Origin of the sequence: Micromonospora sp. NPDC049374 (assembly GCF_040677165.1) — a bacterium.
In the GTDB taxonomy this organism is placed as follows: domain Bacteria; phylum Actinomycetota; class Actinomycetes; order Mycobacteriales; family Micromonosporaceae; genus Micromonospora.
Genome location: NZ_JBFAQH010000009.1, coordinates 108,140 through 123,602 on the forward strand (window position 1 = coordinate 108,140; position 15,463 = coordinate 123,602).

Here is a 15,463-nt window from a genome sequence, read left to right on the forward strand (position 1 = left end):
TGATCGACCCGGGATGCGGTGTGTTGGGCTTTCCCGCCGGTCGGAGGCCCCACTTTGCCGCATGTCGAGCGGCCGGGCGTCGGCCGAGGCGGGTGTGGCGCGTCGAGCGGTGTCGCAGGGCCGTGATGGGATGGCGGGATGCAGGCGTACCGGTTGGTGCGTCGGCCCGCCGGGCCGACCGAGGGGAGCGGCCCGTCCACCGGGCCGCCCTCGGACGCCGCGCATCCGCACCCAGCGCCGGACCGCGCCGCGCCGGACCGCGCCGCGCCGGACCGCGCCGGGCAGGACCGAATCGCGTCGGGTCACGCCGCGCCGGATCACGCCGCGCCGGGCCAGGAACGGCCTGATCATGCCGCGCCCTCCCAGGGACGGCCGGGTCGTGCCGCGCCGGGCCAGGTCGACCCGGGGGGTGCCGCGCCAGGCCAGGTCGACCCGGGGGGTGCCGCGCCGGGCTCGGCCGCTGCGCAGGTCGATCCGCGCCAGGCAGAGATCGTCGCGCACACCGCCGGTCCGATGCTCGTCGTGGGCGGGCCGGGCACCGGGAAGACCCGGACCCTCGTCGAGGCGGTCACCGCCCGGGTAACCGAGGGAGTCGACCCGGAGCGGATTCTGGTGCTCACCTTCAGCCGGCGTGGGGCCGCCGATCTGCGGCACCGGATCGAGGCGCGGATCGCCGCGAGCGGTCAGCGGGTGCTGCGCGAGCCGCTGGTGCGCACCTTTCCCGGGTACGCCTTCGGCCTGCTGCGGCGGGCCTCCGCCGAACGCGGCGAACCGTCACCCCGGCTGCTCACCGGCCCGGAACAGGATCTGATCATCCGTGAGCTGCTGGACGTGGTCGGTGCGGAGCCCGACGCGGAGCCCGATGACGACCCGGTCGGTTGGCCGGAGGACCTGCGGCCGGCGCTGCGTACCCGGGCATTCGCCGCCCAGCTGCGCGACCTGCTGATGCGTGCCGCCGAGCGGGGCGTGGGCCCGGTCGAGCTGGCCCGGCTCGGTGAGCGGCTCGGCCGCGCCGACTGGCCGGCCGCCGCCCGGTTCCTGCGCCAGTACGTCGCCGTGCTGGCCCTGCGCGACGTGGCCAACCGTGGCTCGGTCGCCTACGACCCGGCGGAGCTGGTCCGGGCCGCCACCGGAATGCTGCGCGACGATCCGGAGCTGCTGGCCGCCGAGCGGCGTCGGCTGGCGCACGTCTACGTCGACGAGCTGGCCGACACCGACCCCGCGCAACTGGAGCTGCTGGACACGGTGGCCGGCGGTGGCCTTCCCCTGGTCGCCTTCGCCGATCCGGACTCCTCCACGTACGCCTTCCGGGGGGCCGACCCGGGCGGCGTGACGACCTTCCCGCACCGGTTCCGCACCGCCTCCGGCGCACCGGCCGCCCAGGTGCTGCTGACCACCAGCTACCGGGCGGGCGAGCGGCTGCTGTTCGCCACCACCCGGCTGGCCCGACGACTTCGCGGGCCGGCCGCACACCGGCGGCTGCGACCGCTGCCGAACACCCCGTCAGGGACCGTGGAGGTACGCACGTTCTCCTCGACCACAAGTGAGGCGGCGTGGCTGGCGCACGCGTTGCGGGAGGCGCACCTGCTCGACGGCGTGCCGTGGGCGCGGATGGCGGTGCTGGTCCGCTCCACCGCCCGGCAGCTGCCCGGGCTGCGGCGGGCGCTGCACGCGGCCGGCGTGCCGACCGTGGTGCACGGCGAGGATCTTCCGCTGCACCTGCAACCGGCGGTCGCGCCGCTGCTGCTCCTGCTGCGCTGCGCGTTGGAGCCGGAGCGGCTCGACGAGGAGGCCGCGGTCGCGCTGCTGCATTCGTCGCTCGGCGGTGCCGATCCGTTGGCGGAACGACGACTGCGGCAGGGTCTGCGTGCCCTCGCCCTGGCCCGGGGCGACCGTCGACCCTCCGGAGAGCTGATCATTGAGGCGCTTCGCGACCCGACCGAGCTGGCCGGAGTCGAGCGGCGTTGGGCCGAGCCGGCACAGACGGTGGCCGGGCTGCTGGCCGTCGCCCGGGAGGCGGCCGACCAGCCGGCCGCCACCGCCGAGGAGGTGCTCTGGGCCGTCTGGCGGGCCAGCGGGCTGGCCGAGCTGTGGTCGGCCGCGCTTACCCGGGGCCCGACCGTGGCCGGCGAGGGTGATCTCGCGCGGCGTCGCCGGGCCGAGGCGGCCGACCGTGACCTGGACGCCATGCTGGTTCTCTTCGACGCCGCCGCCCGGTTCACCGACCGTCTGCCGGGCGCGCGTACCGAGGTCTTCCTCGACCACGTGCTCGGTCAGGAACTGCCGGCCGACACGCTGGCACCGACCGCCGACCGGGGCGACGCCGTGCGGCTGCTCACCGCGCACGCGGCCAAAGGACTCGAGTGGGATCTGGTCGCGGTGGCCGGGGTGCAGGAGGGCGTCTGGCCGGATCTGCGGCTGCGCGGCAGCCTGCTTGGCTCGGAGCGACTGGTCGACATGTTGGCCGGCCGAGGGGACGGCGCGGCCGCGGTGGCGACCGTGGTCGGGCAGACCTCGGCGCTGCTCGACGAGGAGCGACGGCTGTTCCACGTCGCGGTGACCCGCGCTCGGCGGCGGCTGCTGGTCAGCGCGGTCGCCTCCGCGTCCGTGGGCGGCGACGACCACGAGGAGCAGCCCAGCCGATTCCTCTACGAGCTGGGCCCCACCGACGATCCGGGAGACGCCGCGGATGGATCCGCCGGTCCGCCGCCGTCCCGGCCACCGGACGAGCCACTCTCCACAGGTGCATCGGCGGATCGGAACCCGGGCGAGGATGGCCCGGCGGGCACCACCGGGACCGAGCATCCCGGGTCGGGTCGGCTGCCGTTGAGCCGGCCACCCCGGGCGCTCACGCTGCCTGCGTTGGTGGCGGAGCTGCGTACCGCGGTCGCCGATCCGGCGGCGCCGCTCGTCCGGCGGCGCGCGGCGGCGGCCGAGCTGGCGCGGCTGGCTGCCGCCGGGGTGTCCGGCGCACACCCCGACGACTGGTGGGGGCTGCGTCCCCTGTCCGACGACCGGCCGCTGGTCGACGACGGTGAGCCGGTCCGGGTGACCCCGTCGGGGATGGAGAGCGCGCTGCGGTGCAGCCTGCGCTGGCTGCTGGAACGGCACGGTGGCAGCGCGCCGGCCAGCACCGCGCAGGGCGTCGGCAACCTGGTGCACGCGGCTGCGATGCTCGCCGAGGACGCCCGCGCCGACCGGGAGACGCTGCTGGAGTACGTGGCCGCCCGCTTCGACGCGATCGAGCTGGCGGCGCGCTGGATGGTCGGCCCGGAGCAGGCCCGGGCCGAGGCGATGGTGGACAAGCTGCTGCGGTGGCTGGCCGCCAACCCGCGCCGGCTGCTCGCCATCGAACAGGAGTTCGCGGTACGCCTCGACGACCCGCACCGGCCGGTCGAGCTGACCGGCCGGGTCGACCGGCTGGAGATCGACGCGGACGGTCGGTTGGTGGTGGTGGACCTGAAGACCGGCAAGTCCACCGCGGTCACCGAGGGCGAGGTGGCCGAGCATCCCCAGTTGGGTGCGTACCAGGCGGCGGTGGAGGCCGGAGCGTTCGCCGAGTTCGGCGACGAACCCGGCGGAGCGGCACTGGTGCAGCTCGGCACCGGCGCGAAGGATGCTCGCGAGCAGGCCCAGCCGCCGGCCACCGACGGTCCGGAGGCCGGCTGGGCGACCGCGCTGGTGCGCCGTACCGCCGACACGATGGCCGCCGCGACCTTCGCGGCGGTCGCCAACTCGAAGTGTCGGGTCTGCCCGGTGCGCAGCAGTTGCCCGGTGTCCGGTCAGGGCCGGCAGGTGGTCGAGCCGTGAGCCAGCCCACCCTGTTCGAGCCGGTCCCACCGGCGCCCCGCGCGGCCGACGCCGGCCCCCGGTACACGCCGGTGGAACTGGCGAAGCTGCTCCGCCTGCCGGCGCCCACCCGGGAACAGGCGGCGATCATCGCCGCGCCGGTGGAGCCGCTGCTGGTGGTCGCCGGTGCGGGCTCGGGCAAGACCGAGACGATGGCCGCCCGGGTGGTGTGGTTGGTGGCCAACTCGTACGTCCGGCCGGAACAGGTGCTCGGCCTCACCTTCACCCGCAAGGCCGCCGGTGAGCTGGCGCACCGGGTACGCGTCCGGCTCGACCAGTTGGTCCGCCGGTTGGGCCGCCGCGCGCGCAACCCGCTCGACGACCCCCTCGCCGGTGAGCCGACGGTGGCCACCTACCACTCGTACGCCGGGCGGATCGTCACCGAGCACGGCCTGCGCGCCGGCTACGAGCCCTCCACCCGGCTGCTGACCGAGGCGTCCCGCTGGCAGTTGGTCGACCTGATCGTGCGCAACTACGACGGGGACATGTCCGAGGTGGACCGGATGCCGAGCACCGTCACCGACGCGGTACTGGCGCTCGCCGGCGAGCTGGACGAGCACCTGGTCGAACCGGACGAGCTGGCCGCCTGGACCGGTCGGTTCTTCGCCGACGTGCAGTCGCGTCCGGGGCGGGTCTACGCCGGGGTACGCAAGGCCCTCGCCCTCCAGCAGACCCGGCTGAAGCTGCTCCCGCTGGTGCGCGGGTACGCCCGCCGGAAGGACGATTTCGAGGCGATGGACTTCGCCGACCAGCTCGCCCGGGCGGCCCGGGTCGCCCGGGACCATCCCGGCGTCGGTGAGATCGAGCGCAGCCGCTATCAGGTGGTGCTGCTCGACGAGTACCAGGACACCAGCCACGCCCAGGTGGTGCTGCTCAAAGCACTGTTCGGTGGCGGCCACCCGGTGACCGCCGTGGGGGATCCCTGCCAGTCCATCTACGGCTGGCGGGGAGCCAGCGCCGGCACCCTGGACCGCTTCCCGACCGAGTTCGCCCGCGCCGACGGCAGCCCGGCCCAGGCGCTCGGGCTGACCACCAGCTGGCGCAACCGACCGGAGATCCTGGCGGTGGCGAACGCGCTGGCCACCCCGCTGCGCGCGGCCGGGGCCCGGGTGCCCGAGCTGCACGCCGCGCTCGGCGTCGACGAGCCGATCCCACATCGCAGCCCGGGTGGCGCCGCCGCCGGCACGGTGCACTGCGCGCTGCTGCCGACGTACGCCGACGAGGCCGACTGGATCGCCGACAGCCTGCTGGCCGCCTGGCGGGGCGCGGCCGGCACACCGGACGTGTTGCCCGAGCACATCCCCGTGACGCGACGCCCGACCACGGCGGTACTGGTCCGGCTGCGCAGCCAGATCCCGGCGATCGCCGCCGCGTTGCGTGAGCGCGGCCTGCCGGTCGAGGTGGTCGGGCTCGGCGGCCTGCTGGACACCCCTGAGGTACGCGACGTGGTCTGCACCCTGCGGGTGCTGGCCGACCCGACCGACGGGGCCGCGTTGCTGCGTCTGCTGACCGGTGCCCGGTGGCGGATCGGGCCGCGGGATCTGGTGGCGCTGCACCGTCGGGCCAGGGCCATCGCGGCGGCCCGCCGCCGACTCGCCGACGACGGCGCTCCGGAGATCACGCCCGACCGCCTTGACGAGGCGACCCTGGTGGAGGCGCTTGCCGACCTGGGGCCCGCGCAGGCGTACTCGGCCGAGGGCTACGCGCGGCTGCGCGCGTACGCCCGGGAACTGGGCCTGCTCCGTTACCGGCTGGACCAGTCCCTGCCGGAACTGATCGCGGACGTGGAACGGACCACCGGGCTGGACGTGGAGGTGGCGGTGCGGGCCGGCCGCGACGGTGCCGGTGACGCCGGCCTGGCCCGGGGGCACCTGGACGCGTTGGGTGACGTGGCCGCCCGGTTCAGCGGGGAGTCTCCGGCCGCCACGCTCGCCGGGTTCCTGGCCTATCTCGCCGCCGCCGAGGACGAGGAACGTGGTCTCGCGCCGGGCGAGGTCGAGGTGGTCGAGGGGGCGGTGCAGATCCTCACCGCGCACGCCGCCAAAGGGCTGGAGTGGGACGTGGTGGCGGTGGCCGGGCTGAGTCGTGGCGTGTGGCCGGGGCCGGTCCGCAATTCGGACCACTGGCTCGGTGGCCTGGGCGTACTGCCGTTCCCGCTGCGCGGGGACGTCGACGGGCTGCCCGAGTTGGCCCTGGCCGAGGCGGACGACCAGCGCGGGGTGGCTCGGGCGGTGGAGGACTTCACCGATGCCTGGCGGGCCCACGACGAGCGGGAGGAACGACGGCTGGCGTACGTGGCGGTGACCCGGCCCCGGCGGCTGCTGCTTTGCTCCGGTCACTGGTGGGGTGAGGGCACCAAGCGGCCGCGCGGCCCGTCGGCGCTGCTCCGCGAGGTACACGACGCCTGCCTGGACGGCGGCGCCGGTCACCTGGTCGACGAGTGGGCTCCGGAACCGGCGCCGGACGCGGTGAACCCGACCACCGAGGTGGTGCTGCGGGCCGAGTGGCCGGCCGATCCGCTCGGCCCCCGCCGTCCGGTGTTGGCCGAGGCGGCGGCGCTGGTCCGCCGTTTCCTGACCGACGGCGGCGACGGCGGCGACGACGGCGGGGACCGGCCGGACGACACGGTCGGGGAGGATCCGGAGGTGACCCGGTGGCGACGGGAGGCTGAGCTGCTGCTGGCCGAGCGGGCGGAGTTGAGCCGGCTCTCCGGCCCGATCGAGGTGTCACTGCCCGAGCATCTGTCGGTTACGCAACTTGTCGCGTTGCGCCGGGATCCGGCCGGGCTGGCCCGGGCACTGCGCCGCCCGATGCCGGCCGAGCCCAACCCGTACGCCCGCCGCGGCACTGCGTTCCATGCCTGGCTGGAGCAGCGGTTCGGCGCGGACCGGCTGCTCGACACCGACGAGCTACCGGGGGCGGCGGACGCCGACGCAGCGCCGGACGAGGAGTTGGCCGAACTCCAGCGGCGCTTCCTGGCGAGCGAGTGGGCGGACCGCACCCCGATCGAGGTGGAGGTGCCGTTCGCCACGGTGATCGGCGGAGTGGTGGTACGCGGTCGGATGGACGCCGTGTTCCGTCGTCCCGGCGACCGTTTCGACGTGGTCGACTGGAAGACCGGCGCGCGGCCGGACGGCGCCGCCGCCGAGGTGGCGGCGGTGCAACTGGCGGTCTACCGGCTGGCCTGGGCGGAACTGGCCGGTGTGCCGGTCGACCGGGTCGGTGCGGCGTTCCACTACGTGCGGGACGGGGTGACCGTCCGGCCGGCGGACCTGCTCGACGTCGACGGGCTGACCGCGTTGATCAGCTCGGTACCCGAGTCGACATGAAGCACTGGCGTGGTGCCGGATCCATGGTAGGGTTCCCTCGTTGCAGTTTCGGTTACCAGCTCTGTTTGCGCCTGGCGGAATGTGGCCCCAGGCGCTCTTTGTTATGTCCGGACTCCTCCGGGCGGGGCGACCAGCAGCGACAGGCGTTCCGGGCAGGTTCGCTCGGGACATTCCTCTTTCAACTCCGCAACAGGTGCGGAGTTGACGTTCCGTCAAGGAGACGAAACAAGCATGGCTATTGGCACCGTCAAGTGGTTCAACGCTGACAAGGGCTTCGGCTTCATCACCCCGGACGGCGGCGGCGCGGACGTCTTCGCCCACTTCTCGGCAATCCAGTCCTCCGGCTACCGCAGCCTCGACGAGAACCAGCGGGTGGAGTTCGAGGTCGTGCAGGGCCAGAAGGGCCCGCAGGCGGAGAACATCCGTCCGCTCTGACCTTCGGTCACCCGGTGTCGGCCGGGTCGCCGCCGTGCACTTGCGCACCGGTGGCGGCCCGGCCGTCCGTGTTTCCTTGGCGGGCGTGGGGCCGGCGTCCCGGTCGGTCCTGGTCCGCGCGTTCCGGCCTCCGCCGAGCAGCGCCGCAACCCTGAGTCGGCAATCAGCCTGCCGACCGTCGGGTGGGCGACTGTCTTCCTGGCCCGGCTCGGGAACCCTGGCTGCGGGGGAGGAGCCGGGGGGCTCCTGATCGGGCACGGGGAAGGAAGACCATGGTGGGCTCGGCGGCGCGTGAGCTGCTCCTGGTGATCGCGGTGGCGGCAGTCGGGCTGCTGCTGGCCACGGCCGTGACGTTCGCACCCTGGCCGGTCACGCCGGGCGGGTCCGCCCCGTCCGGCCTGGTGGAGCTGCACCGACCGGCACCGACCGACCGCGCCGACAGCGCGTCCGGCTGAGGGGCGCACCGTTCCGGTCGGGTCGGCGCGCCGGCCCGACCGCGGTGCGCTTCATCGCACGGCGGCACCGGCGGGCGCGTCGAGACGTTAGGGTCGGATCCGTGCCGACCCGCAGAGCGAGAATCCCAGCGACGAGGTATCCGGTCGAACGGTTCACCCTCGACAACGGCCTACGGGTCGTCCTGACTCCCGATCGCAGCGCCCCGGTCATCGGTGTGGCGGTCGTCTACGACGTCGGCATCCGTTCCGAGCCGGAGGGGCGCACCGGTTTCGCCCACCTCTTCGAGCACCTGATGTTCCAGGGCTCGGAGAATCTGGAGAAGCTCGCCCACTTCCGGCATGTGCAGGGGGCCGGTGGCACCTTCAACGGCTCTACCCATCTGGACTACACCGACTACTTCGAGACCCTGCCGAGCAACGCCCTGGAGCGGGCGCTGTTCCTGGAGGCCGACCGGATGCGCGGCCCTCGGCTCACCGAGGAGAACCTGCGCAACCAGGTCGATGTGGTCAAGGAGGAGATCCGGGTCAACGTGCTCAACCGGCCCTACGGTGGGTTCCCCTGGTTGACCCTGCCGCCGGTGCTGTTCGACACCTTCCCCAACGCCCATGACGGGTACGGCTCCTTCGACGATCTGGAGTCGGCCACCGTCGCCGACGCCGCGGACTTCTTCCGGCGCTACTACGCCAGCGGTAATGCGGTGCTCGCGGTCAGCGGGGACATTGACACCGCCGAGGCGGTCACGCTGATCGAGCGGCACTTCGGTGACGTACCGGCCCGCCCGGCACCCGACCGGCCGGACTTCGCCGAGCCGGACCTGACCGTCGAGCGGCGCACCTCGTACACCGACAAGTTGGCTCCGCTGCCGGCGGTGGCGTCGGCGTGGCGGGTGCCCGACCCGATCGACGACTTCGCCGCCTACCTGCCGTACGTGGTGCTGGCCGAGGTGCTCACCGACGGTGACGCGTCGCGGTTGGTGGAGCGGTTGGTGCGCCGGGACCGCGCGGTGACGAGCGTCGGTGGCTACCTGGGTTTCATGGGCGACCCGTTCGACGTACGCGACCCGACCGCGCTGCTGCTCCAGGCGCACCTGCCGCCCGGCGGCGACGTGGACAAGGTGCTGCGGACCCTGGACGAGGAACTGGACCGGCTCGCCCAGGACGGGCTCGGCGACGGTGAACTGGCCCGTACCCAGGCGCGGATGGCCACCCACCTGCTGCGCGATACCGATGCGGTGCTCGGCCGGGCGCTGGGGATGGCGGTGCTGGAGCAGCAACGTGGCGAGCCGGGGTTGCTCGGCGAGTTACCCAGCCTGATCGGTGAGGTCACCGACGAGCAGGTCCGGGTTGCCGCGGCCACGTTGCGCCCGGAGCGCCGCGCCTCCATCGAGGTCCTCCCCGGAGGTGGGTCCCGGTGAGTGCGAGGAGTGAGCCGGTTTTGCGAGCCCCGCAGTCGCGAACGAAAGGTGGCTCGGTGAGTGCGAGGAGTGAGCCGGTTTTGCGAGCCCCGCAGTCGCGAACGAAAGGTGGCTCCCGGTGAGTGCGACCGCACCGCGACGACCGTTGCCGCCGCTGGGCCCGACCCGCCGGCTCAAGCTGCCCCGACAGGCCGAGCGCACGCTCGGCAACGGGCTCACCGTCATCGTGGTACGCCGGCCGGCGGTCCCGTTGGTGGAACTGCGACTCTGGATGCCCTTCGGACGGGCCCACCTGGCCCGGGGCCACCTGCTCACGCAGACCCTGCTCTCCGGCACCGAGACGATGAGCAGCGTGCAGATCGCCGCGGAGTTGCAGAAGATCGGCGGTGGGCTCTCCGCCGGGCTCGACCCGGACCGGCTGATGATCTCCGGCACCGGCCTGGCCACCGGGCTGGACCGGATGCTGGAGATCCTCGCCGACGTCCTCACCGGGGCCAACTACCCGGCCGGGTGGGTGGGCGTCGAGCGGGACCGGCTCGTCGACGGCATCCAGGTCGCCCGGAGCCAGCCGGCGCACCTGGCCCGTACGGCCCTGCTTCGGCGGATCTTCGACGGGCACCCGTACGCCGTGCAGACACCGGAGCCGGAGCAGGTCCGCGCGGTCCGTCCGGCGGCGTTGCGGTCGCTGCACGCCCAGCGGGTGCATCCGGCGGGTGCGGTGCTCGTGCTGGTCGGCGATCTGCGCCCGGAGCGGGCGTTGGACGCGGCCGAGAAGGCCCTCGGTGGCTGGAACGGTGCCGGGCACGCGGCCGACGTACCGCCTGCCCCACCGCTGGAACCCGGTCCGCTGCTGCTTGTCGACCGACCCGGGTCGGTGCAGTCGTCGATGCGGGTGGCGTTGCCGGCGGTGCCGCGTACCCACCCCGACCACGCCGCCCTGCAGCTCGCCAACTTGATCTTCGGCGGTTACTTCTCCTCGCGATGGGTGGAGAACATCCGGGAGGACAAGGGCTACACGTACGGTCCGCACTCGTTGATCGAGCACACGGTGGCCGGCTCGGTGCTAGTGGCCGCCGCCGAGGTGGCCACCGAGGTGACGGCACCGGCGCTGTTGGAGACGAGTTACGAGCTGGGCCGACTCGCCACCGTGGCGCCCGCTCCGGACGAGTTGGAACAGGCCCGGCAGTACGCTCTCGGCACGCTCCAGCTCGGCATCTCCACTCAGGCCGGGTTGGCTTCGCTGGTCAGCGCGTACGCCGGCAACGGCCTGCGGCTGGACTTCCTGGCCGAACACGCGGCCCGGCTGGCGAAGGTGGGCGTCGACGACGTCACCGAGGTGGCGGCTCGTTATCTCGCTCCGTCACGAGCTGTCACGGTCGTGCTCGGCGACGCCGAGCGGGTCGCCGCGTCACTGGCCACGCTGGCCCAGGTCGAGACCGTTCCTGTCCCGTGACGAGTGTGCGTCGTCGTGGTCGCGTGGCGGTGCCGCATGTCGGCCGGCCCCGCAGCGGAGCGCCGCACGTCGGCCGGCGTCGCGGCGGAGCTCCGTGGTGAGCGGGTGCGGGAACAGCAGCCCGCCGTTGGCCCGCTCCACGCTCGATCGCGCGGCGCACCGGCGGACCGATCTGCAGTGGCTGGCTCAGGCGTGGGCCGGGGCGCGGGTGTTGGTGCTCGACGTCGAGGCGGGTGGGCGGGCCCTGGTACGCACCGACACCGCCGTACCGGAGCTGGTGTTGGTGGCTGCCGACGACCTGCCGCCGGCCCTCGCCGTCGGCGCGATGTTCCTCGGTGTCGAGCCGGACGGGGCACCGGTCTTCTGTGTGCACGGCACCCTGCCGGCGGTGCCGGAGACCCGGCCGGCCCAGCTGCGGAACGTCGGGCATCTGCTCAGCGACCGGGACGCCGGGCTGTTCACCACCGCGCTGGCGTTGACCAACTGGCACCTGAGGCATCTCTACCACCCGGTGACCGGTGAGCCGACCCGGGCGGACGAGGCCGGCTGGACCCGGGTGGATCCCACCGGCGAGCGGGTGTGGCCGCGTACCGACCCCGCGATGATCGTGCTCGTGCATGACGGGGTCGGCGGTGGCGAGGGCCGGTGCCTGCTCGGCAACAACGCCACCTGGCCCAGTACGAAGGACGGACGACGGTTCTCCTGCCTGGCCGGCTACCTGGAGCCGGGTGAGTCGGCCGAGGCGGCGGTGCTGCGCGAGGTCCGCGAGGAGGTCGGCGTCGAGGTCTCCGACATCACGTACGCGGGCAGCCAGGCGTGGCCGTTCCCCGGCTCGCTGATGCTCGGCTTCCTGGCCACCGCCGACCCGGGGTGCCCGCTGCGGCTCGATCCGGCCGAGATCGCCGAGGCGCGCTGGTTCTCCCGGCAGGAGATCGAGGCGGCGCTCGCCGGCCGGCCGGTCGAGGTGGGCGACGCCCGCCTGCTGCTGCCACCGCCCTCGTCGATCGCGCTGTTTCTGGTGCACCGCTGGCTCGACGGGCACTGCTGAGGGGATGTCCGCGGTGCGGCCCCGGTCCGTGACCGTCGTTGCCGCGGCGGTCACGGACCGGGGACACGGGCCGTCGTGGTCGGCTGGGTGAGGAACTCGGCGGGGGAGCCGGTCGACCACGACGGACGAGTGGTGGTTCAGGTGCCGGGCCAGCCGGGGGCGGCTCGTTGGTGGTGTGCCTCGTCCAGCGGCAGCACCTTGACCCGCTGCTTACCGGAGCGTACGACGCCCACGGTGGCGATTGCGCGGGCCAGCAGCAGCGCGGCGTCGCGGTCGTCGGCGTGGACGACCTGGCGTCGTGGCTCGGGCCGGGCGGTCTCGTCCCGCAGCCGCTGACCTCCGGCCCAGGCGGCGGTGATGTCGGCGTCGGCGGCGGCACGAATCTCGGTGCGAACGATCAGGAACCGCATGTGGGTCTCCGGATGTGTCGCGACGGGTGGAACCGTGGAAGTTCCACGTCACTATTTCGTCATCGTACGCCCGACCCTCGTCTCAGCAAGTGAAACGCGCCATCGGTCCGCAGACCCGACCGATCATCCGATCCCTGCTCAGCGTCGGTGTGGACAGACGACGACGGGGCCGCCGGCTGCTCAGCCGGCGGCCCCGTCGGGGCGTCCGCGCTAGTGCTTGTCGAACTGACCGTTCCTGGCACCGGAGATGAAGCCCTGCCATCCCGCCCGGCCGAACAGCAGCACCGGGCCACTCCGGTCCTTGCTGTCGCGCAGCGCCACCGCGGCGGGACTGTTGGACAGCGGTGCGACCTCCACGCAGTTGGAGGTCTGGCTGCGCGTACTGGTGCGCCAGGGCGCGCCCGCGAGCTGGGCGAGGACGGATGGCGTGTTGCGGAACTCGTTCATCGTTGCGCTCCTGAGGTGAACCGATGGAACGAGTGGCACCGCACGTCCCGACGGCGGGCCGGTGCTGGTCACCGTTCCGTCAGGCGCCCGGAGGAACTGCGGCGTTGGGCCGGCGCCGTTGCCGGACCACTGGCCACAGTGGGCGGGTTCGCCGCGACGGACAGCCGTCCCGACGACTCCATCAGCCAGGAGAGGGTGTCCGTTGCGGAGAGTGCCGCCGTGCATAGCCACTCGAACACCACTTTATAGCGATTTAGGGTGATTACCTCGGTCGACATGACGTCGGTGAAGCCACCTTCGATAGCGAGCGTCTCCGGATCGAGGGGATCGGCGAACCGATAGACCGAGAACGCGGTCGGCGGTAGGTACCACTGGCCGATCGGGGTGTCCCGGGGAAGGACGTGCAGCGTGACGTTCGGCAGCATGGCCAGCTCGCAGAGCTGCGTCAACTGCTCATGGAGGACCTCGGGCGGCCCGGCCCGGCGGCCGAGCGCGGACTCCTCCAGCACCGCGGTGTAGCGGGGTGGGTCGGTCTCCCGGGTGAGTGCCGACTGCCGCGCCAACCGGGCCCTGATCTCCGTCTCGATCTCGTCCTCGGCCTCCGGGGCGCCGGCGGCCTGGTCGACCTGCCAGGCCGAGGAGATCCGCATCCGCGCGTACCCGGTGGTCTGCAACAACCCCGGCACCAGCACCGGGTTGTACTCGGAGATCTCGGCACAACCCGCCTCCAGCTCGGCGAAGCCGCGCTGCTGTTGCGTCATCGCCGGATACCTCTTGAGCCAACCACGCATGTCGCCGGCTTCGTGGGTGATGCCGAGCAGCTCCAGCCGGAGGACGTCGTCGACGTGGTACAGGTCGAGCAGATCCCGGACATCGCCCGGATCGGGTCGGCTGCGACCGTTCTCCAGGCGGGACAGTTTGGACGCGGACGCCCAGCCGACGCGTTCGATGACCTGGTCGCCGGTGAGCCCGGCGGCCTCGCGCAAGCGGCGCAGTTCGCCGCCGAGCCGGCGGCGGCGCAGGATCGGGCTGGGTACGGCAGGAGGCACAGTGTCCTCTTTTCCGTCGACCGCCGCGGACGCGACGGTAACTGTATGAAATTCGCCCCCCACGGTCAGTATGGACGTCGCGACCGGCGCCGGAGGTACCGGCGGAGGGCGTGTCATCAGAAATACGCAGACCCGACAGCGACTCCGGTCGGCGCGATCCACGTCGCCGGCTCCGCCGAACCCGTCCGCCGTCCCGAGTCGCGCCACCGGAGGATCAATGCGCACCGTCCTGAGTCGCCCGGACTTCCGCCTGCTCTTCGGTGGGCTGCTGGCCAGCATGACCGCCGAGTCGATCCTGCTGCTGGCGCTCGCTGTCTGGGTGAAGGACCTCACCGGATCGGACGGCCTCGCCGGTGCCACGATCTTCGTCATCCTCGCGCCACGCACGTTGGCGCCGCTGGTCGGGTGGTTCGTCGACCGGTATCCGCGGCGTCCCTTCTTCGTGGTCACCAACCTCGCGACGGCGCTGCTGCTCACCCCCCTCTTCGCGGTCCGCGACGCGGGCGACATGTGGCTCATCTACGCGGTGGCCGCGCTGTACGGGTTGTCGAACCTGACCGTCGGGGCGGTGCTCAGTCGCCTGGTGCGGGAAATGGTGCCGCCGGACCTGCTCGGTGAGGCGAACGGGGCGTTGCAGACGGCACGGCAGGGGCTGCGGTTGATCGGTCCGCTCGCCGGTGCCGGCCTGTACGTGGCGCTGGGCGGCTGGCTGCTGGCCCTGGCCGGAATGGTCGGATTCCTGGTCGCCGCCGTGGTGGTCGGCGTGCCGCGGGTGGTTGCCGCGCCGCACACGTCGCCCGCGCCGCACACGTCGTCAATGGCATCGGCCGGCGGCTCCGATCACCGACCGCGCTGGCCGCAGGAACTGGTCGCCGGACTCCGCCACCTCGCGGGCGAGCCGGCGTTGCGGCGGGCGCTGCTCGGATACGGCCTCGGCTCGCTGGTGATGGGCTTCACCGAGTCGTTGATCTTCGCGTACGTGGACCGGGGGCTCGGGCGGGAACCGGCGTTCGTCGGCGTGCTCTTCACCGTGCAGGGCATCGGTGGCCTGGTGGGTGGGCTGCTCTCCGCCGCCGTACTGCGGCGGATCGGTGAGTTGGGTGCCCTGGCCGTCGGCGTGGCGCTGTTCGGACCTGCCGCGCTGATGTTGGCGTACCCGAATCTGTGGCTCGGCCTCGCCGCGGTGCTGATGGCGGGTCTGTCGCTGCCGCTGACCCTGGTCGGGCTGCACACCCTGATCCAACGGCGGACTCCGCCGGAACTGCTCGGCCGGGTGGCCGCCGCCGCCGAGGCGGCGGTCAGGTTCCCGCAGGCGTTCTCGATCGGCATGGGCGCGCTGGTCGTCGCCCTGCTCGACTACCGGCTGGTCTTCGCGTCGGTCGGCCTGGCGACCCTGCTCGCCGGCAACTACCTCTGGCGCGGGCGCCACCTGAGCCCACCGCCCGGGCCACCGCCACGACCTCCGGTCCCCGCCCAACGCCGGCCACCCGAGGCCCAAAAGACCGAGGTAGGTGCCCTCGCCCGAACCCCCGACCCTCTCCGGCGCAGTTGATCATGAAGTTGTTGTCCCGGT

Annotated in this window: 11 protein-coding genes; 8 read left to right on the forward strand and 3 right to left on the reverse strand. The window is 73.1% G+C overall.

Annotation, left to right across the window (positions count from 1 at the left end; all coding sequences use genetic code 11):
• The first annotated feature begins 138 nt into the window (after window positions 1-138).
• From AB0J93_RS16790 to nudC, 7 genes are all read left to right on the forward strand, one after another.
• The gene (locus AB0J93_RS16790; protein WP_363922711.1) at window positions 139-3,810 is read left to right on the forward strand and encodes a PD-(D/E)XK nuclease family protein; all 3,672 of its coding nucleotides are present in this window, start codon (window positions 139-141) and stop codon (window positions 3,808-3,810) included.
• A complete protein-coding gene (locus AB0J93_RS16795; protein ID WP_363922713.1) occupies window positions 3,807-7,178 on the forward strand; it encodes an ATP-dependent DNA helicase in 3,372 nt (1,123 codons plus the stop codon). Before AB0J93_RS16790 ends, AB0J93_RS16795 begins: the two co-directional genes overlap by 4 nt.
• Before the next feature lie 231 nt (window positions 7,179-7,409).
• Window positions 7,410-7,613 carry a cold-shock protein gene (locus tag AB0J93_RS16800; protein ID WP_013735772.1) on the forward strand — a complete coding sequence of 68 codons (204 nt, stop codon included), beginning with the start codon at window positions 7,410-7,412 and terminating at the stop codon, window positions 7,611-7,613.
• Window positions 7,614-7,885: 272 nt separating this feature from the next.
• On the forward strand, window positions 7,886-8,068 hold the full coding sequence (locus AB0J93_RS16805; RefSeq protein WP_363922715.1) for a hypothetical protein: 183 nt from the start codon (window positions 7,886-7,888) through the stop codon (window positions 8,066-8,068).
• Window positions 8,069-8,169: 101 nt separating this feature from the next.
• Window positions 8,170-9,483, forward strand: coding sequence for a pitrilysin family protein (locus AB0J93_RS16810; protein WP_363922717.1), 1,314 nt, complete (start codon window positions 8,170-8,172; stop codon window positions 9,481-9,483).
• 118 nt (window positions 9,484-9,601) lie between these two features.
• Complete coding sequence (locus AB0J93_RS16815; RefSeq protein WP_363922719.1) at window positions 9,602-10,936, forward strand: pitrilysin family protein; 1,335 nt, start codon at window positions 9,602-9,604, stop codon at window positions 10,934-10,936.
• 94 nt (window positions 10,937-11,030) lie between these two features.
• Window positions 11,031-11,984, forward strand: coding sequence for an NAD(+) diphosphatase (nudC, locus tag AB0J93_RS16820; protein WP_363922721.1), 954 nt, complete (start codon window positions 11,031-11,033; stop codon window positions 11,982-11,984).
• A 137-nt stretch (window positions 11,985-12,121) separates the two neighbouring features.
• On the opposite strand, the gene AB0J93_RS16825 is transcribed toward nudC, so the two are convergent.
• From AB0J93_RS16825 to AB0J93_RS16835, 3 genes are all read right to left on the reverse strand, one after another.
• Window positions 12,122-12,394, reverse strand: a complete 273-nt coding sequence (locus AB0J93_RS16825; protein ID WP_363922723.1) for a hypothetical protein — start codon at window positions 12,392-12,394, stop codon at window positions 12,122-12,124.
• A 210-nt stretch (window positions 12,395-12,604) separates the two neighbouring features.
• A complete protein-coding gene (locus AB0J93_RS16830) occupies window positions 12,605-12,841 on the reverse strand; it encodes a DUF397 domain-containing protein (protein ID WP_363922725.1) in 237 nt (78 codons plus the stop codon).
• A gap of 68 nt (window positions 12,842-12,909) precedes the next feature.
• Window positions 12,910-13,890, reverse strand: coding sequence for a helix-turn-helix transcriptional regulator (locus tag AB0J93_RS16835; RefSeq protein ID WP_363922727.1), 981 nt, complete (start codon window positions 13,888-13,890; stop codon window positions 12,910-12,912).
• A 217-nt stretch (window positions 13,891-14,107) separates the two neighbouring features.
• On the opposite strand from AB0J93_RS16835, the gene AB0J93_RS16840 reads away from it, so the two are divergent.
• The gene (locus AB0J93_RS16840; RefSeq protein WP_363922729.1) at window positions 14,108-15,442 is read left to right on the forward strand and encodes an MFS transporter; all 1,335 of its coding nucleotides are present in this window, start codon (window positions 14,108-14,110) and stop codon (window positions 15,440-15,442) included.
• Window positions 15,443-15,463 lie beyond the last annotated feature (21 nt).

Excerpts from the sequence above, each read along its gene's own strand:
- AB0J93_RS16825 (WP_363922723.1), bottom strand. The coding sequence starts at position 12,394 with ATGCGGTTCCTGATCGTTCGCACCGAGATTCGTGCCGCCGCCGACGCC.
- AB0J93_RS16800 (WP_013735772.1), top strand. The coding sequence starts at position 7,410 with ATGGCTATTGGCACCGTCAAGTGGTTCAACGCTGACAAGGGCTTCGGC.
- AB0J93_RS16840 (WP_363922729.1), top strand. The coding sequence starts at position 14,108 with ATGCGCACCGTCCTGAGTCGCCCGGACTTCCGCCTGCTCTTCGGTGGG.
- AB0J93_RS16830 (WP_363922725.1), bottom strand. The coding sequence starts at position 12,841 with ATGAACGAGTTCCGCAACACGCCATCCGTCCTCGCCCAGCTCGCGGGC.
- AB0J93_RS16790 (WP_363922711.1), top strand. The coding sequence starts at position 139 with ATGCAGGCGTACCGGTTGGTGCGTCGGCCCGCCGGGCCGACCGAGGGG.
- AB0J93_RS16805 (WP_363922715.1), top strand. The coding sequence starts at position 7,886 with ATGGTGGGCTCGGCGGCGCGTGAGCTGCTCCTGGTGATCGCGGTGGCG.